At 47.7% G+C, this 16,957-nt stretch carries 17 protein-coding genes; 3 read left to right on the top strand and 14 right to left on the bottom strand.

The window, feature by feature from the left end; all coding sequences use genetic code 11:
* From V7723_RS09200 to V7723_RS09190, 3 genes are read right to left on the bottom strand one after another with little or no spacing between them, the layout of a single operon-like run.
* Complete coding sequence (locus V7723_RS09200) at positions 1-1,365, bottom strand: ATP-binding protein (RefSeq protein WP_335684165.1); 1,365 nt, start codon at positions 1,363-1,365, stop codon at positions 1-3.
* A complete protein-coding gene (locus tag V7723_RS09195) occupies positions 1,353-2,036 on the bottom strand; it encodes a response regulator (protein ID WP_335684164.1) in 684 nt (227 codons plus the stop codon). Before V7723_RS09195 ends, V7723_RS09200 begins: the two co-directional genes overlap by 13 nt.
* A 27-nt stretch (positions 2,037-2,063) precedes the next feature.
* Positions 2,064-2,558 (bottom strand): MarR family winged helix-turn-helix transcriptional regulator, encoded by a 495-nt coding sequence (locus V7723_RS09190; protein ID WP_335684163.1) that lies wholly within the window; start codon positions 2,556-2,558, stop codon positions 2,064-2,066.
* Between the two features lie 103 nt (positions 2,559-2,661).
* Here V7723_RS09190 and V7723_RS09185 point away from each other — a divergent pair, with 103 nt between their 5' ends.
* Both V7723_RS09185 and V7723_RS09180 read left to right on the top strand, forming a co-directional pair.
* Complete coding sequence (locus V7723_RS09185; protein WP_335684162.1) at positions 2,662-3,546, top strand: branched-chain amino acid aminotransferase; 885 nt, start codon at positions 2,662-2,664, stop codon at positions 3,544-3,546.
* Positions 3,547-3,694: 148 nt separating this feature from the next.
* Positions 3,695-5,077: a hypothetical protein gene (locus tag V7723_RS09180; RefSeq protein ID WP_335684161.1), complete on the top strand. Its 1,383-nt coding sequence runs from the start codon at positions 3,695-3,697 to the stop codon at positions 5,075-5,077.
* A gap of 13 nt (positions 5,078-5,090) precedes the next feature.
* Here the strand turns inward: V7723_RS09180 and V7723_RS09175 are convergent, their stop codons facing one another.
* The 10 genes from V7723_RS09175 to V7723_RS09130 all read right to left on the bottom strand — a co-directional run bounded on the left by V7723_RS09175 (position 5,091) and on the right by V7723_RS09130 (position 13,859).
* Entirely contained in the window at positions 5,091-5,543 is a 453-nt protein-coding gene (locus V7723_RS09175) for a molybdenum cofactor biosynthesis protein MoaE (RefSeq protein ID WP_335684160.1), read from the bottom strand.
* Position 5,544: 1 nt separating this feature from the next.
* Positions 5,545-5,796: a molybdopterin converting factor subunit 1 gene (gene moaD, locus V7723_RS09170; protein WP_335684159.1), complete on the bottom strand. Its 252-nt coding sequence runs from the start codon at positions 5,794-5,796 to the stop codon at positions 5,545-5,547.
* Complete coding sequence (gene moeA, locus V7723_RS09165; RefSeq protein WP_335684158.1) at positions 5,793-7,049, bottom strand: molybdopterin molybdotransferase MoeA; 1,257 nt, start codon at positions 7,047-7,049, stop codon at positions 5,793-5,795. The genes moaD and moeA overlap by 4 nt, the downstream gene beginning before the upstream one ends.
* Positions 7,033-7,554 carry a molybdopterin-guanine dinucleotide biosynthesis protein B gene (gene mobB / locus V7723_RS09160; RefSeq protein ID WP_335684157.1) on the bottom strand — a complete coding sequence of 174 codons (522 nt, stop codon included), beginning with the start codon at positions 7,552-7,554 and terminating at the stop codon, positions 7,033-7,035. The genes moeA and mobB overlap by 17 nt, the downstream gene beginning before the upstream one ends.
* A gap of 58 nt (positions 7,555-7,612) precedes the next feature.
* The gene (gene pgsA / locus V7723_RS09155; RefSeq protein WP_335684156.1) at positions 7,613-8,176 is read right to left on the bottom strand and encodes a CDP-diacylglycerol--glycerol-3-phosphate 3-phosphatidyltransferase; all 564 of its coding nucleotides are present in this window, start codon (positions 8,174-8,176) and stop codon (positions 7,613-7,615) included.
* A gap of 74 nt (positions 8,177-8,250) precedes the next feature.
* A complete protein-coding gene (gene uvrC / locus V7723_RS09150; RefSeq protein ID WP_335684155.1) occupies positions 8,251-10,173 on the bottom strand; it encodes an excinuclease ABC subunit UvrC in 1,923 nt (640 codons plus the stop codon).
* Between the two features lie 413 nt (positions 10,174-10,586).
* Positions 10,587-11,000 carry a dihydroneopterin aldolase gene (locus tag V7723_RS09145; RefSeq protein WP_335684154.1) on the bottom strand — a complete coding sequence of 138 codons (414 nt, stop codon included), beginning with the start codon at positions 10,998-11,000 and terminating at the stop codon, positions 10,587-10,589.
* Positions 10,993-11,751 carry an SDR family oxidoreductase gene (locus V7723_RS09140; protein WP_335684153.1) on the bottom strand — a complete coding sequence of 253 codons (759 nt, stop codon included), beginning with the start codon at positions 11,749-11,751 and terminating at the stop codon, positions 10,993-10,995. Before V7723_RS09140 ends, V7723_RS09145 begins: the two co-directional genes overlap by 8 nt.
* Positions 11,752-11,775: 24 nt before the next feature.
* On the bottom strand, positions 11,776-12,747 hold the full coding sequence (locus tag V7723_RS09135; protein ID WP_335684152.1) for a calcium/sodium antiporter: 972 nt from the start codon (positions 12,745-12,747) through the stop codon (positions 11,776-11,778).
* Positions 12,748-12,929: 182 nt separating this feature from the next.
* Positions 12,930-13,859, bottom strand: a complete 930-nt coding sequence (locus V7723_RS09130; RefSeq protein ID WP_335684151.1) for a TraB/GumN family protein — start codon at positions 13,857-13,859, stop codon at positions 12,930-12,932.
* A 94-nt stretch (positions 13,860-13,953) separates the two neighbouring features.
* On the opposite strand from V7723_RS09130, the gene modA reads away from it, so the two are divergent.
* Positions 13,954-14,748 carry a molybdate ABC transporter substrate-binding protein gene (gene modA / locus V7723_RS09125; RefSeq protein ID WP_335684150.1) on the top strand — a complete coding sequence of 265 codons (795 nt, stop codon included), beginning with the start codon at positions 13,954-13,956 and terminating at the stop codon, positions 14,746-14,748.
* Positions 14,749-14,750: 2 nt separating this feature from the next.
* On the opposite strand, the gene uvrB is transcribed toward modA, so the two are convergent.
* Positions 14,751-16,919, bottom strand: coding sequence for an excinuclease ABC subunit UvrB (gene uvrB, locus V7723_RS09120; RefSeq protein ID WP_335684149.1), 2,169 nt, complete (start codon positions 16,917-16,919; stop codon positions 14,751-14,753).
* Between the last annotated feature and the right edge of the window lie 38 nt (positions 16,920-16,957).

Raw genomic sequence — 16,957 nt, 5'->3', positions numbered from 1 at the left:
TTATCGGGGAAACCGGATTTCAATACGTAAGCCACCCGTCGGGGCAACTCCAAGGCTGATTTGCCCGCCATGCCCGTGGATCACATCGCGGGCAATGGTCATCCCAAGGCCACTCCCACCAGTTTCCGTATTTCGGGAGGGGTCCAGTCGATGAAACGGTTTGAAGACGTCGTTGCGGCTGGCTTCGGGGATACCCGGACCATCATCATCAATGGTGACAATGACTTCAAAATCCACCGCATGGACAGTAATCCAGACTTCGGTTGCGTAGCGGGCGGCATTATTTATCAAATTGGTAATACAACGTTTCAAGCTGTTTGGACGTACGGTTGCCCATAACTCTTTGGGTGTATCGAGGGAGACAACCGTTCCTTGCCGGCGGGCATTGACAACAATGTCCTGAAACAAATCGGGTATATCCGTATTCTCAACCGCTTCCGCTTCCTGGCCTCGGGCAAAAGCGAGGTAGCCTTCGACCATTTTCTCCATATCAGCGACATCACCCTCAAGGCTTTGCTTATCATCTTGCTCCGGCATCATGGCGAGTTGAAGTTTCATCCGGGTCAGGGGCGTGCGTAAATCATGACTTACCCCTGCAAGCATTTCAGTGCGCTGCGTAATCTGCCTGAGAATACGATGTTTCATTACGTGGAATGCCCTGGACGCTAATCGTATTTCCTGCGCACCACTTGGCTTGAAGTCTTCTACATACTGACCCTTGCCAAATTTTTCGGCGGCGACGGAAAGCTGCCGGATTGGACGCATTTGATTGCGTAGAAATACCAGCGCGATTCCGAGCAATGCGAGGGATATCCCAACCATCCACATGACAAATATATATGTCGTGCTTGAAAACAGGCGCTTATCGCGAACGATTACCTGCATGACGGAATCTGGCAGCTGGATAAGTAAGACGACAGACTCAAGCTTTTTATTGGCGGAGATACTGAAGGGCCGAGCGGGGAGGCTTTCTTGAAGAGCGCGGGCGAGATGCCCTTCTAGAAACCCATATTTTGTAATAATCTCGCTGCCTTCCAGCAAAGTTGCTTCCGGGTCAATACTGACCGCAAGCCGCATTTGATTGCGAGCGCTATTGAGGATATCGGTTTGTGCCGTTGCGCCCGGAAATCTATCCATGAGGGAGATAACAGCGGCGACATCGCCAGCAACCCCTTGGGCCAATCGCCTGGCCACATTGTCCCAATGCCGTTCATAAAAAATATAGGTGACAAGCACTTGCAGCAAAATAATTGGCAAGACAACAATCAATATGGATCGACCGAAAAGCGTTCTCGGCATCAACTTCTTCAAGAAGTCAAAATTTACCTGCGCGAGGGCATTCTTTAGAAACCCTAATCCACCCATAAAACATATCCCTCACCACGGACTGTCTGCAAATAACGCGGTAATTTCGGGTCCTCTTCTATTTTCCGTCTTAACCGCGTTATCTGAACGTCAACAGCCCGTCCTTGATTGCCGCTCGTTAAGGATAGGTTGTCGCGGCTGATCGGGACGCCAGGTGTCGACGCCAGAGATTTAAGTAAAAGCGATTCACCGGAGGTTAAATTGATAATCGCTCCGCTGCGAAGAAGTTCGCCTTTCTCCGTATTGAACGTGAAGTCACCAAAGCTGAGCTCTTCAATTTTTTCTATTTTCGCCCGCCTGAGAATGGCGTCTATTCGCAAAAGCAGCTCTCGCGGTTCAAAAGGCTTTGTCAAATAGTCATCAACACCGCCTTCTAGGCCGTCAATTCGGTCGCTGGATTCGCCCATTGCTGTCAGCATTAAAATTGGAATATCCCGATTGAAATCCGAGCCCGTCCGAACTGTCTTGGCCATTTCGAGGCCATCTTCGCCCGGCATCATCCGATCCAGGACAATAAGGTCGAAGTCGAACCCAGACATTTTGCTGCGCGCCATATCAGCGGTTCCCGCCGTTGAGACACGATACTTGTTATCCATTAGGTATTTTCGAAGAAGCGATAACAACCGCGTATCATCGTCTACCACTAGGATATGGGGCGCATTGTCCAACATACGAATTTTTCTCCAGCCCTTTGCTCTTCAAGGGTTATAAATTCGGCCAAGGGCCATATCCCGATCTTTCTCGTCTATCAGGCCCGCGAGAACCTGACGGTATCCTGCTACGGCGTCTCCGCCGGCTTCGCGAAAAGCCTTTGCAACTAGATCCCGTTGAACGCGGCTTATCTTTTGCTCAAGTTGCTGCCCGCTTTCCGTCAGGTACAGCAATCGTTGGCGGCGATCTACTTTGCCAGCTCGTTGCTCAACAAATCCCCGATCAATCAACGTACTGAGAACCCGACTGAGGCTCTGTTTTGTTATACGTAATATATCGAGCAATTCAGAAACAGTCATTCCCTCATTGCGGCCAATAAAATGGATAACGCGATGATGAGCCCGCCCGAATTTATATTCTTTGAGGATTTCATCCGGCCCGGCGGTGAAGTCCCGGTAGGCGAAAAAAAGCAGCTCAATACTCTGCCTTAATTCTTCTTCCCGAAGGAAAAGAGGGTTGTTTGTAGATTTTACGTCAGTCATGTTGACATATATTTCTCATAATGTTACAAAATAGGAGTTCGATTCGACATAAACGAACTCTATACACGAATATACGACATATAATAACTCAAGGTGCTTTATTATGGATACCTCTTCTTTTGCTGATCGGGACGGCCTTATATGGTTTGATGGTGAACTCGTACCATGGCGAGACGCAAACATCCACGTCCTAACTCATGGATTACATTATGCGAGTAGCGTGTTTGAAGGAGTGCGGGTCTATGACGGTGAAATCTTCAAACTGGCCGAACATACGGACCGTTTAATTAATTCGGCTAGAATCCTCGGGTTTAAAATCGAGCAAACCGCAGACGAAATTAATAAGGCTTGTTGGGATACCATCGCGGCAAATAAGATCGTTGAAGGATACATCCGTCCGGTTGCCTGGCGTGGATCAGAAATGATGGCGGTATCAGCTCAACAATGCAGAATTCATCTGGCGATTGGCGCCTGGGTATGGCCGAGTTATTTTGATCCCGAAGCCCGCATGAAAGGGATAAAACTCAAATTATCGCCCTGGAAGCGGCCTTCACCGGAAACAATCCCGACGCAGTCCAAAGCAGCGGGTCTGTACATGATTTGTACGCTGAGCAAACATGAAGCAGAATCTGAAGGCTTTGACGATGCGCTGATGCTGGATTATCGAGGGCGGGTGGCGGAAGCGACCGGTGCTAATATATTCTTTGTCCAGGACGGCAAGCTGCATACACCGGATCCCGACTGTTTTCTCGACGGCATTACACGTCGAACCGTTATTGATTTGGCAAAAGCGCGGGGCATTGAAGTCATTGAACGCGCCATAATGCCAGAAGAGATGGCGAATTTTACCGAATGTTTCCTAACAGGTACCGCGGCCGAAGTTACGCCCGTCAGCTGCATTGACGATTACAAATTCGTTCCAGGCGAAATTTGTCAGCAGCTCATTGCCGATTATGAAAATTGCGTACGCCGAAAGGCTGCCGCGTAACGCAAGCGCTTCGTACTTATGCGCTTTTTTACCCGCTTGCTCTTGTCGCAAGCGGGTATTTTTTGCATTTTTAGGCAATTTACTTTAAAATACTGTATATTATATGTAGAAACAGGAATTCCGTATTTTCTGTGGGAACACGAAATAAATGTATTGTAAGCGAATAGGTGCGGCGATCGGTGTGTTTCTAATGGGAACACAATTGGCCTCGGCAGATTTTCAGGCCGGTCAGAAAGCCTTTGGCGAGAACGATTTTTCAACAGCCATTGAGCAATGGCGTCTCGCTGCCCATAAAGGGGACGAGCGGGCGCAGTTCAGTCTGGGAAAGTTATTTGAAGACGGCGCTGAGGGCGTTGAGACTGATTTGGTCAGGTCATATGCCTGGTTCAAATTGTCGGCGGCGCAAGATGCCGATGGCGCAGAAGACGCGTTGAAACGTCTGAAAAAAGATATGACACCGGGACAAATAGAAGAGGCTAATGCGGCAGCAGTGGCGGCTCTGGGTGTTTGGTATCGGAAGTTTTTAAATCAAGACGAAGACGCTTTTCAGAAAATGAAGGCGGATCTTGCAATTCAGGATCAACAAAAATTGGCTCTGGAAAAAGAGGCAACAAAATCCCGTGCGGATAATCAGGCGGATCTGATTGCACAAAGAAATGCGGACGCGAAAGTCGCTCTGCAATTGGAAGAAAACAATAAAAAAGTGGCACTTTTAGCCGCACAACAGCAAGCAGAAGAAGCAAAACTTATCGCTTTTCAAGAGCAGCAAAAAATTGAAGAGCAGCAACGTTTGACAGCATTTCAACAACAGCAAGACGAACAGAAGAAGCTGGACGAAGCTCGGACGCGGCTTGATGAACTCAAAGCCAAGCAGCAAGGAGTTGCGCCGGAAAAATCATCGACAGTATTGCGAACCGTGCCCGTTGCCGAAACGGCGGTTGCGGCAGTTGTCGTTAGTTCTGTGGCGACGCCCGCGGCTAGCAGTGCGGCCTCTGTTGCGAGCGCCGGTACCGCCGCATCTGCACCTGCCGCTGCCGCTACAAGTTCGCAAACAGCGGCTGTCGTCGCACCTGTAGTGGTAGCTGTCGTTGCGCCCGTAGCTCTGTCAGCCAGCGCGACGGAAAAGCCAGGTGGCTCCAATGTCGTTATGCAGGATGCCGAAACAACGTCTGAAAAGATTAAGCTTGAGGAAGAGGCGCCGGTTGCGCAAGAAACAGTAACGCTCGCGACGCAGCCGACAAATATTCCACCCGAACTGCTCAACCAACCCGGACTGGATGAGGCGGCCCTCACAGAAATGTTTGAATTGGCGCAATCAACACCGCTGGATTCAGAAGCCGCACAAACAGAAATTTCAGAATCTCTCGTGCGAATTGATGCGTTGAAATGGTCGCTGATCTCGGGTGTCAAAGGAGATGCTGCGGCGCCAAAAATGAATAAAGTGCTGATGTCAAAAATGACCCCGGTTCAGATTGCGGAGGCCAACCGGTTGGCAGGGCTATGGTTAGCAAAGCGGCAAAGCCGCCTCTAGTGGTGTTCAGATATTAGTCTTTCCAACGCTTCGCGGCCTCAATATCGCTCTGCCGTTCTTTGACCCAATCAAGGGTACCGCTTGAATTTTCTTCCTGTTTCCAGAACGGTGCTTTGGTTTTTAACCAATCCATCAAGAAAGACGCAGCCTCAAAGGCCTGTTCACGATGGGCGGAGGCAGTAACCACAAGCACGATTGGTTCGCCAAGGCCCATGGTGCCGAAACGGTGAATGATCAGGCTGGCTTGCAAATCCCAGCGGGAATTTGCTTCTTCCTCAATTTTTTCGAGCTCTCGTTCCGTCATCCCCGGGTAATGTTCCAGAGTGAGACTGGTGACGTCCGAGCCATCATTAAAATCTCGGACTAAACCGGTAAAGCTGACGACAGCTCCAATATCTGTTCTGCCCGCTGTCAGCCGCTCTATCTCTTGTCCGGTCTCAAATACTTCTGGCTGAACCCGGATCATGTCAACCTCCGGTAACCGGCGGGAAGAAGGCAACTTCATCGCCGTCTTTTAACGGAACGTTGGTGATGACATATTCCTGATTTACAGCGATACGCACAACATCCATATCGATAAAGGCCTCCTGAAATTGCGGCCCGCGAGATTTGATCCAGGCAACGAGGCTGTCAACGTCACGAATTTCTGCGCTGCAGGCAACTGTTTCCTCGGAGATACCAAGTTTGGTTTTCAACCAGGCAAAATAAAGAATTTTCATCTCATAAGCTCCGAGAACGGAAGAAACGTTACCAGATCTCCTTGATTAACTTCTATCACGTCGTCTCCCAGTTCGATCAATCCGTTTGCCCATATCATAGACGATAGCACGCCGGATCCATCTGTAAGAAATTTTTCGACATTGCCGATACTTTGCGGGGCAGCAGTATAGTGCCCGCGAAGCCATTCCGTGCGGCCATGCTTTTTTCGAATGGAGAAGGCTGCATGGGCCTGAAAAGACAAGGCGGCTGTCTGGGTTATACCACTTAATGCGGCGACAAGGGGCCGGACAAATTTCAGACAACAAACCATGGCGGCTATGGGATTGCCCGGAAGCCCGACGAAAGCCGCGTCCCCGATTTTCCCAAGCGCGAGGGGCCTGCCTGGCTTAATTGCGATGCGCCAAAAATTAAGCTCGCCAATTTCGAGGAGGGCATTCTTGACATGATCCTCATCCCCCATGGAAACCCCGCCCGACGTTATGACCAGGTCATGTGTCTCGGAAGCTTTTAACAGAGCGGGACGAACAATTTCCAGTTGATCTTTGAGGATACCGAGATCCGTCACGAGGCAGCCAAACGAGCGAAGTATTGCAGCCAGGATCATCCGGTTGCTGTCAAAAATACTTCCCTCAAATTCCGGGCTGCCAGGATTAAGCAGTTCATCTCCTGTGGAAAATAAAGCAATGGTGACGGGCCGATAAACCAAAACTTCTGATAACCCGACGGAGGCCAGATATCCGACTTCTTGCGGCCGCAAAAAAGTTCCTTTTTCCAACAATAAGTTGCCTTGCGTGATATCTTCTCCTGCTTTTCGGCAGTTGGCGCCGGGCTTTAAGCCCAAAGGAAGCTGGATTTCGTTGTCTTCAACCAGGACATCTTCGATCATCGCAACGCTATCCAAGGCTTTTGGCATTATTGCGCCTGTCAAAATCTTGACAGTGTCCTCCTTCGAGACTTGACCTTGGTACGGCGCGCCAGCGGCACTTCGCCCGACGACCTTTCTAAACTTCTGTGGTTCTTTTTCATAGTCGCTATAGGCGAATGCAAATCCATCTACCGCGGAATTATCGGCAGGTGGGACATTTCGCGAGGCGTAAATTGTCTCGGCGAGAACTCGGTTTGCACTATTGGCCAGCGCACATTTTTCGGTACCCACGGATTGATCAACTGCGTTATTAATACGTTTGAGCGCTTCTTGGGCGCTGATCATATCTTCGCTGTTGGCGAAACAATCGTTAACCAGCCGGGACATCTATGACGGCCTCCAGTTGGAAATAGGAAACAATAAAATCAGCTATTTCATTTTCGTCATTCAGGTTTAGTATGGGTATGGTTGCCTCAAAATCCTTATTGGGGCAGGCGAGGGCGATAATTGTCTTATCAACATCCATACGAGGGGTCGTGCCACTTTCTTCTCGCCAAACTTCGATTTTTGGAAAATCCTCAGTTTTAAATCCCTCAATCAGCAGCAAATCGACGGGCGCCATTTTTTCCACGAGCTGATCGAGATGCGCCTCCCCTTCGTCCAAATTTTCATGCATTAAAGCCCAGCGATTGGTTGAAGAGATCAGGACTTCATGAGCGCCGGCTTCGCGATGACGAAAAGAGTCTTTGCCTGGCCGGTCAATGTCAAACTTATGATGTGCATGCTTTATTGTCGAGACTGTATGACCACGTTGAATTAACGCCGGAATAAGGCGCGTGAGTAAAGTCGTTTTTCCATTCCCACTCCAACCCGAAATACCTAAAATATTCATATTGTCCATGCCTTTTGGAACTAATTCTGATTTTGCGCTGAAGCGTCAATTAAGCCCGTTAAGGGGCATCTTCCACCATATGCTTTAGACCGAGCCGCAAGTAGTCATAGCCGGTCCATACGGTCAGAATACCCGCCACCCATAGCAGCGCCTCGCCGATGAGCATGGCATCGAACGTCTCATGCACAGCTGGTCCACCGAGTAAGAAACACAAAGCCAGTATTTGCGATGCGGTTTTCCATTTTGCCAGTTTGCTGACAGGGAGGCCTACTCTGAGTTCCGCTAAATATTCTCGTAACCCGGATACCATAATTTCTCGACAAAGAATAATCACGGCGGGAATAAGCTCCCAACCGGACACACGACCGATGCCAACGAGAAACAATAGGACGGATGCCACAAGTATTTTGTCCGCCACAGGGTCGAGAAATCTGCCGAGGTTGGATGTTTGTTGATACCGCCGTGCAATGTAACCATCGAGGAAATCTGTGATTCCAGCAGCGACGAAAAGTCCAAGCGGTAACCAGCTGGATAAATCTCCTGGTAAAAACAGCGATGCCAAAAGCAACGGAATGACAACGATGCGTGACATTGTGAGTATATTCGGTAATTTAAAGAGCATGCGTCGTCGGACCTTGGAGGCCTATTGAAAAAGGCCAGTATAGGGTGCTCAAAGCGGGAGTGAAAGGGCTGAAATCAGCTTTCTTCATGGAAAAAATCGTAAATGATGGTCGCCGTTCTTTTGGAAATCCCGTCGACGGCTTCCAAATCGCTTAGTGCAGCTTGCTCGACTCCTTTGGCGGATCCAAATCTGTTAAGAAGTGCTTTTTTGCGCTTGCCACCGATCCCGGGAATTTCGTCAAGGGGTGAGCGGCCTATGGCCCGTGATCGTTTTGCCCGATGCGTTGTAATTGCAAAGTTATGCACTTCGTCTCGCAAGCGCTGTAAAAAATACAAAGTTGGGTCTTTTTCGGGAAGCGAAAAGGGCGCTTTTCCCGTCATGAAAAACCGTTCACGGCCTGCGTTTCTATCAGGGCCTTTCGCGATCCCGACCAGCGCCACATCCTTGATACCTAATTTATCGAAGACAGATTGAACCACGCTTAGTTGGCCTTGACCACCATCAATCAGGATGAGATCTGGCCATTGCTCTCGAGATCCAGATGAATCCGGACCGGCCTTTTCTGGATCTTCTTTTTGCAGTCGGATGAAGCGTCGTGTAAGGACTTCGCGCATCATTCCATAATCGTCTCCTGGCGTAATATCTTTGTCCTTAATATTGAACTTGCGATAGGCTTTTTTCTCAAACCCTTCGGGACCCGCAACGACCATGGCGCCCGTGGAATGTGCGCCGGAAATGTGGCTGTTATCGTAAACCTCTATTCTGTTGGGCGATGCCGAAAGATTAAATGCCGCAGCGACACCTTCTAAATGTTTTCGCTGCGTCGCGTTTTCCGCCATACGGCGTGCCAAAGCGCCTTTCGCATTTAATACCGCATGATCTACCAATTCCCTATTAAGTCCACGTTTTGGTGTTTCAATTTTAACAGCACGCTCTGCCGCAATTGAGAGGGCATCTCCAAGAAGACGAGCATCCCCTACGTCATGACTTGTCCAGATACGCCGCGGAGCCGGCCGGCCATCATAAAACTGGCCAATGAAAGCGCTGAGGATATCAGCGGGCTCGTCATCTTTTGTATGTGATGGATAATGCGCTCGATTTCCGAAATTTTGTCCAGAGCGAATAAAAAACACCTGAACGCATGTTTGCCCGCCTTCCTGATGCGCGGCAATGACATCAACTTCATCTATTTTCGGCAAGTTGATGGTTTGTTTAGATTGAATATGAGCCATGGCTTTCAGTCGGTCTCGCAGCACGGCGGCTTGCTCGAAATCAAGCTCGTCGCTCGCGGTTTGCATTCTATCGGCGAGTTTCTTTTGCAGGCTATGACTGCGACCGGATAAAAACGACCGAGCCTCTTCAACAACCGTCAGATAATCCTCGCGGCTAATTAATTCTACGCACGGGCCGGCGCACCGTTTGATTTGATATTGAAGGCAAGGACGTGTCCTGTTCTGAAACTCTGTATCTGAACAGGATCGCAACGGAAATATGCGTTGAAAGGTTGCCAAGGTCTCGTTAACCGCACCGGCTGAAGCAAAGGGGCCATAATATTCGCCCTTTCTGGATCGCCCGCCCCGATGTTTTGTGATTTGGGGCCATTCGTGATCGCTGGTAATCAAAATATAAGGGAAAGATTTGTCATCCCGAAGAATAATGTTGTAGCGCGGCTTTAATTTTTTAATCAAGTTGGCTTCTAGCAGCAGCGCCTCAACCTCTGTGTGCGTAGAGACAAATTCCATTGATCGTGTCAGCGATACCATCCGCATAATACGACTAGATTGCCCTGCCGTTTTAATATAGCTGCTTACCCGCTTTTTCAGGTTTTTGGCTTTGCCGACATATAATATGGCGCCACCTTGGTCTATCATTCGATAAACGCCGGGTGTGGATGGCAGATTTTTCAACACCTTTTGTATGATGTCCGCACCGCGCCGAAACGGCGATTCGGTCAACTTGCCGGATGATTCTATGTTTTCTGAAGCCAAATCTGACATATGAGCCATTTATGCGGTTAAGAGTTACGGAAACTATCTAATACTATGATCAATAAAATACCCTAACTCCCTTATAAAAAAAGAACATTAGTGAAATTATGATTTCGTATCATTTCTATTTTAACAGTTTTTTTACACTATCCACCAAACCTGTGGAAAACTTTGTGGGTAAGCCGGTTACATAACCCTGTAGGTCACAAGAAACCTAGACTTCGACGGGTCTGCCTAATTATTGTGCAATTTCGTAACTTATTGAATTTGTTATATTTTTTAAATGTCAAGCGCGACCCTGCAAGATTTTCACTATTATTCAAGAACATGACAGTTTGATTAAGGCACGCTCAACGCAATGTGCACAACTGTTTGTGGGATTCAACAAATTTTAGCCTAATTTGAACGAAAACACGTTGATTTTATTGCTTGCCGCGAACGATTTCAACGCCAACACTGGTGGTATTTTCAATAGCTTTGAGTTTCTCAATCTTCACTTTAACCAGACTAACCCGTTCATAGTTAAGGCAGATTACAGCTACTTTTTCTGCCAGCGTTTCGACTAAATTGACGTGTTCACGCATTGCAAGATCCACAACAGCAGATGCTATTGTCTGATAGCAAACCACGTTGTGATAATCATCTGCGACAGGTACCTGGCTATCATCAACAGTCATTTCGATAGAAACGCGAACGGGCTGCGGCGTTGTTTTTTCGTGGGCAAAGACACCAATCAGCATATTTATCAGAAGGTCAGTGATAAAAACAGTATGGGACGCCGTTGGGTGCGTTACCCGAAATGGGTGATGGAATTTCGCAGTTTCCGATTTAGCCATTGTGTTCCCCTTCCGTCGCGATCTTTGTGGCTGGCAAATGCTGTCCACCATCAAGAGCGATAAATTCGCCGGTCATTGAGGGCGATTCCAAAATAAAATGAACGGCCCTCGCAATTTCCTCCGGTGACGGTCCATATCCTAACGGTACGGACTGTTGTTGCTGTTTAAATTGCGCCGCTGATTGTCTCGTGTTGGCCAGAGTAGGGCCTGGACCGATAGCATTCACTCGAATATTTGGTGCCATGGCCATGGCCGTTGTTTGTGTCAATGTCCATAAGCCCGTCTTGCTTAAAGTATAAGATAGAAATTCCGGGCGTAAATTAAAGACGCGTTGGTCAATTATATTGATAATGTTTCCCTGAAGGTTCTCAGGTAATTGTTTGTGAAACTCCTGCGATAATAAAGCTGGTGCCAGAAGATTTGATTTAAGATGTGAATCAAAACTGCCGGCCGTAAGGTCAAATATACTGTCCACTTCAAAACGGGCAGCATTATTGACCAGGCATGATATCGGACCAATTTCGGCAGATGCGTTTGATATTATTTCTGATACAGCCGCTGGGTCACCTAAATCTGCTTTAAGCAATGCAACGCGGGCTCCGAGGGCTTCAAGCTCCGTTCCAGTTTTTTCCGCCGCATCACGCGAGGTGTTGAAATGTAGCGCGATGTCCCAACCGGCTTTTGCAAAAGATAAAGCAATGGCACGCCCTATGCGTTGGCTGGCGCCAGTTATTAAAACACTCTTCGACATTTGAATTGACGTTCCGCTGACAGATTATAAAGAAGCAGTATAGATCCCAGACATACCATAGAATTGTGTGGCGATATAGGCGACATACGCAACACAGAATACGCCACCCAGTATCCGTCCGATAGGTTTTTTCGAGAGAAAAATTGGAACCATGAGGAGTGAAACAAATAGCATGATCCACAAATCGAAATGAAGTATTTGCGTTGGTGCGCTCAATGGTTCAATCATCGCCGTCACACCGATAATGCCGGTAATGTTAAACAGGTTCGATCCAAGCACATTGCCAATGGCGACGTCGCCGTGGCGGCGAACGGCAGCTATTATGGAAGTTGCAAGTTCCGGCAATGACGTGCCAAGTGCAACGAGTGTTAAACCAATGATTTCATCTGATACGCCGGCGATTGTGGCAATAGTTACCGCACCGTCTACCAGTAATCGAGAGCCCAATATCAATCCGGCTAAGCCAAAAAGAATGAACAAGAGGCTTATCCATATGCTCTTTGGCATATTTTGCTCATATTCTTCCAATGCCTCCTCGGCACCTTCATCGCCTTCTTTTCGGGCTCTAAAATAGGAACGTAATATGACGGCGATAAGCACTCCGAGAAGGATTGCGCCTTTCCATAAGTCGATCATTCCATTCCAGGCCAAAACCATGAATAGAACTGAACCAGCGACCATCACCACGCTGTCTCGTAAAGCAGAGCGATTATCGCAGACAATGGGATATATTAGTGCAGGTACTCCCAGAACCAAGAGGACATTAGCGATATTACTACCGACTACATTGCCAATCGCGATACCCGGTGCACCGTCCAACGCAGCTTGAATACAAACGACCAGTTCCGGTGCAGACGTACCGAAGGCGACGATCGTAAAACCAATGACGAGCTTGGAGATGCCCATCTGTTCGGCCAATGCCACCGAACCTCTAACCAGAAGTTCACCACAGACAAGAAGGATTACCAAGCCGGCGGCCACCTGAAAATACATCATAAAATGCAATTATCCTGTGGTTTCATCCGTGTTTCTTCCATCCTGCATTTACGGTTTAAAGGTGGTGATCTGATGTTATATAGACATGGAGTACCAACAGTAAAAGAGTTATACCAAATAAAACCGCACAGAATAGGTTCGGCTGTGGCGCATTTGCAAATACGGCGGGCTATCAATACCGTTCAATACTTTTTCTCTATTGAATAACCTTTAGCCTGTAAAAGAGCCAATATCCCGTTTTCTCCTGGCAGGTGTAACGCGCCGATACCCACAAATACATTACCTTGCTTGAGTGTGGGCAGCATCCGGTCAACCATGCGCCGATTGCGAGCATCAACCAACTTTTCCGTCATCATATAGTTTAAACCTTTGCTGGCGGTCGCGAGGGTTTCTTCCAGATCGCAGGCAATCCATCCAGTGTTGCCTGACAGGTAATATGAAGTAATTGTTTCGAGTTCTTCGTCCAATCGGCCATGCTCAAGGATACTTTGGTCAAGGTACTCAAGTTGGACTTCTTCTGATGTCGTATCGAAAACATTCAATTGTTCTTTATTGGTTTCAAGAGCGAGGACAGTTTTTCCAGCATTGATTGCTGTTTTTTCCAGCTCCTTGTCTAGCAGCGCCATTTTTGGTGCATTGTCGTTCAACGTTGGAGGAGGTTGGTTGATGATGGCCGCTGCTGCCCAGATTTTAACACGGTTTAGGGTCTGCGGATCTAGCCCATAAGGGGCGGCTATTTCGGCGAGTTTTTTGAACCGCTCAGGTCCAATTTTTGTTCTCAAGTTTTGTCCTTGAGGTAACAACATCATTGCCTGACTGCGGGCCATATCTTCATTCTTCAAGGACGTCTCAAAAACAGCGGTATTCGAAGAGTTGAAAGCTTGCATGATGACACCCGGAAGGTGAAGTATGCGGGGATCTTTCGAATGCATGGTGCCAAAAATATAGCTTGGAGAAGTTCCCTCAAGTGTCACTTTCCAAAGCCGCCCTTTGTCAAAGGGTCTTGCCTCGCAGTTTTCGGGAGCATCTACCTTAGCTGCGACATTTTGAGAAGATATCGAGACGAGTGATAATGCGATAAGGCCAAAAATAAGTTTTGAAATTTCTTTCATATGAATTCTCTATGATTGCGAAAACTTAAGATTGACGGCAGAGTAACATATTATATGACGATAAGACGAATTAGCGTTTATATGGGGAAAGCGGATGCCAATCGGAAGACTTAGACCAAAAGAAATTTTTTCTACGTTGTTTGTCATTGCGGCAATTGTTGTCTTCGGTGTCCGGCCAGCCATTTCAGCTGAACAGAATATTGTTGTTTTTGCGGCGGCGAGTACGGCCGACGTGGTTGGTGCGATTGTTGTTGAATTCGAACGCCGTACGGGATTCCAAGTAACGACGTCTTTTGCCGGTAGCGGAACGCTCGCAAAGCAAGTTCGAGAGGGCGCCCCCGCAAATATCTTCATTTCGGCCAATAGAAAATGGCTTGATTACCTTGCGAAGGAAGACCTCCTGGTGGAAGGCAAGTATAAGGAAATCGCATCAAATCAATTGGTGCTCGTCGCACCTAAGGAAGAACGTTTGGCCGATCCTTTCGTCATCGATAATTTACCGTTGATGTTAGATGGCGGATTTCTTGCAATTGGAAATCCAGACCATGTGCCCGTGGGGATTTATGCGAAAGCGGCGCTACAATCCTTGAAATTATGGGATGCACTTAAAGGAAAGTATGTTGCATTACCAAACGCGCGAGCCGTTACAGCTTTAGTGGAAAGAGAAGAAGTTTCTTTTGCAGTTATTTATGAAACAGATGCCAAAAGGAGTAAGAACCTTAAAATCGTAACAGTATTTCCACCAGATTCTTACCCGGCCATTATTTACGGGCTAAGCCTCATCAAAGATTTTGACAGTCACGCAGCTAAGGCGTTTTACCAATTTGTCCTGTCGCCGGAAGGCAGAGAAATATTTGATCAGTACGGCTTCGTTACCTTGAAGAATTAGAATTATCGTGTGCGGCCACCAAGAACGTGACCATTTCCCGCGCGACCCTTGCTTGATCGCCCTTGAGGTCGACCTGTCCTCGGACCACCAATACCTAATTCGCGATCTTGTAATTTTTTGACTTCATCCCGGAGGCGGGCGGCTTCTTCAAATTCAAGATCGGCCGCAGCAGCTTTCATTTTCTTTTCCAGATCTCCAATATGGGCAGTAAGATTGTGACCAATCATATGTGTGGCATCTTCCAATCCGAGACCCACTTCATGATGATCTTGCTCATAGACACTTTGCATTACATCGGTAATATTCTTTCGGATCGAAACCGGCGTTATCCCATGTTCTGCATTGAAACTTTCTTGCTTGTCCTTGCGGCGCTTTGTTTCATCAAGAGCGTATTGCATACTCTTTGTTATTTTGTCTGCATAGAGTATGACCCGGCCGTCGACATGACGGGCCGCCCGGCCAATAGTCTGAATTAGTGAGGTCGATGACCGAAGAAACCCTTCCTTATCTGCATCGAGAATGGCCACGAGTGCACATTCGGGGATATCAAGCCCTTCTCGCAAGAGATTGATTCCAACCAGCACATCGAAAGTTCCAAGGCGTAAATCGCGGATAATTTCGATACGTTCCAATGTATCAATGTCTGAGTGTAGATAACGGACTTTAATTCCGTTCTCATGAAAATATTCGGTCAGGTCTTCGGACATTTTCTTGGTTAAAGTTGTAACCAAAACCCGTTCACCTTTTTCTGCGCAGAGCTTACACTCGCGCATCAAATCATCGACCTGTGTGTCGACCGGGCGAATGATGCAATCAGGATCTGTTAAACCGGTTGGCCGAATAACCTGCTCGACAAAAGCGCCACCTGTTCGCTCAAGCTCCCATGGGCCGGGGGTCGCAGAGACAAAAATTGTTTGTGGGCGCATTAATTCCCATTCTTCGAATTTTAGTGGGCGATTATCCATACAAGAGGGGAGCCGGAAGCCGTAATCTGACAGCGTTGATTTACGGCTAAAATCGCCTTTGTACATTGCGCCAATCTGGCTGACTGTGACATGGCTTTCATCAACCATCAAAACGGCATTATCAGGCAGATACTCAAATAGAGTTGGGGGTGGTTCGCCTGGTCCACGTCCTGAAAGATAGCGGGAGTAATTTTCAATCCCGGCGCAGGCGCCTGTTGCTTCCATCATCTCAAGATCAAACATCGTTCGTTGCTCGAGCCGTTGGGCTTCGAGTAATTTTTCTGTTGCTTCGAATTCTGATAGACGGGATTTAAGTTCAACTTTGATTTTTTCCTGAGCCTGCCGCAAAGTTGGCTTTGGCGTTACATAGTGGCTATTAGCATAAATACGAATTTCGCTAAGCTTTCCGGTTTTTTCACCTGTGAGGGGGTCAAACTCCGTGATTGTTTCTAATTCGTCGCCGAAGAGAGATAGCCTCCAGGCGCGGTCTTCTAAATGGGCTGGGAAAACTTCTATGGTATCGCCGCGAACCCGAAAGGTACCACGTGTGAAACTAGCATCATTGCGGCGATATTGGATCTCGACCAATCGCTTTAAAAGATCTTGACGGTTAAACGTCTGGCCAAGTTTCAGGTGCAATGTCATTTCGCTATAGGTCTCAACCGAGCCAATACCGTAAATGCAAGATACTGACGCAACAATGATGACGTCATCTCGCTCCAGAAGCGAGCGGGTAGCTGAATGTCGCAAGCGGTCAATCTGTTCGTTTACGGATGCGTCTTTTTCAATATATGTATCCGATCGGGCCACATAAGCTTCAGGCTGATAATAATCATAATAAGAAACAAAATATTCTACAGCGTTATCCGGGAAGAATGCTTTCATTTCTCCATACAGCTGAGCGGCCAGGGTTTTGTTATGAGCGAGAATAAGCGTTGGACGCTGAACTTGTTCAATGACCTTAGCCATTGTGAAAGTCTTTCCCGAACCCGTAACGCCTAAGAGGACCTGATCTTTGTCATGCTGATTAATGCTTGAAACCAGATCCTTGATGGCTTCAGGCTGATCTCCCGCGGGTTCATATTCGGAAACTACCCTAAACGCTATGCCACCGAGGGTTTTTTCAGGCCGTACAGGACGATGCGGTATGAATACCGCCGACGCTTCCGCCAAACCCGATGTTTCAGTTTTGTTCTGAATTTTCATGATCTGTTTATAGGCAGGTTAGCTAAAAAATTCTATCT

Origin of the sequence: Sneathiella sp. (assembly GCF_036960985.1) — a bacterium.
Classification (GTDB): Bacteria; Pseudomonadota; Alphaproteobacteria; order Sneathiellales; family Sneathiellaceae; genus Sneathiella.
The sequence above is the reverse complement of the archived record's forward strand: the minus strand, read 5'-3'. Positions and strand labels throughout refer to the sequence as shown.

What these genes read in the sequence shown, in the direction of transcription:
- V7723_RS09200 (WP_335684165.1), bottom strand. Translation starts at nt 1,365, where the DNA reads ATGGGTGGATTAGGGTTTCTAAAGAATGCCCTCGCGCAGGTAAATTTT.
- V7723_RS09195 (WP_335684164.1), bottom strand. Translation starts at nt 2,036, where the DNA reads ATGTTGGACAATGCGCCCCATATCCTAGTGGTAGACGATGATACGCGG.
- V7723_RS09190 (WP_335684163.1), bottom strand. Translation starts at nt 2,558, where the DNA reads ATGACTGACGTAAAATCTACAAACAACCCTCTTTTCCTTCGGGAAGAA.
- V7723_RS09185 (WP_335684162.1), top strand. Translation starts at nt 2,662, where the DNA reads ATGGATACCTCTTCTTTTGCTGATCGGGACGGCCTTATATGGTTTGAT.
- V7723_RS09180 (WP_335684161.1), top strand. Translation starts at nt 3,695, where the DNA reads ATGTATTGTAAGCGAATAGGTGCGGCGATCGGTGTGTTTCTAATGGGA.
- V7723_RS09175 (WP_335684160.1), bottom strand. Translation starts at nt 5,543, where the DNA reads ATGATCCGGGTTCAGCCAGAAGTATTTGAGACCGGACAAGAGATAGAG.
- moaD (WP_335684159.1), bottom strand. Translation starts at nt 5,796, where the DNA reads ATGAAAATTCTTTATTTTGCCTGGTTGAAAACCAAACTTGGTATCTCC.
- moeA (WP_335684158.1), bottom strand. Translation starts at nt 7,049, where the DNA reads ATGTCCCGGCTGGTTAACGATTGTTTCGCCAACAGCGAAGATATGATC.
- mobB (WP_335684157.1), bottom strand. Translation starts at nt 7,554, where the DNA reads ATGAATATTTTAGGTATTTCGGGTTGGAGTGGGAATGGAAAAACGACT.
- pgsA (WP_335684156.1), bottom strand. Translation starts at nt 8,176, where the DNA reads ATGCTCTTTAAATTACCGAATATACTCACAATGTCACGCATCGTTGTC.
- uvrC (WP_335684155.1), bottom strand. Translation starts at nt 10,173, where the DNA reads ATGTCAGATTTGGCTTCAGAAAACATAGAATCATCCGGCAAGTTGACC.
- V7723_RS09145 (WP_335684154.1), bottom strand. Translation starts at nt 11,000, where the DNA reads ATGGCTAAATCGGAAACTGCGAAATTCCATCACCCATTTCGGGTAACG.
- V7723_RS09140 (WP_335684153.1), bottom strand. Translation starts at nt 11,751, where the DNA reads ATGTCGAAGAGTGTTTTAATAACTGGCGCCAGCCAACGCATAGGGCGT.
- V7723_RS09135 (WP_335684152.1), bottom strand. Translation starts at nt 12,747, where the DNA reads ATGATGTATTTTCAGGTGGCCGCCGGCTTGGTAATCCTTCTTGTCTGT.
- V7723_RS09130 (WP_335684151.1), bottom strand. Translation starts at nt 13,859, where the DNA reads ATGAAAGAAATTTCAAAACTTATTTTTGGCCTTATCGCATTATCACTC.
- modA (WP_335684150.1), top strand. Translation starts at nt 13,954, where the DNA reads ATGCCAATCGGAAGACTTAGACCAAAAGAAATTTTTTCTACGTTGTTT.
- uvrB (WP_335684149.1), bottom strand. Translation starts at nt 16,919, where the DNA reads ATGAAAATTCAGAACAAAACTGAAACATCGGGTTTGGCGGAAGCGTCG.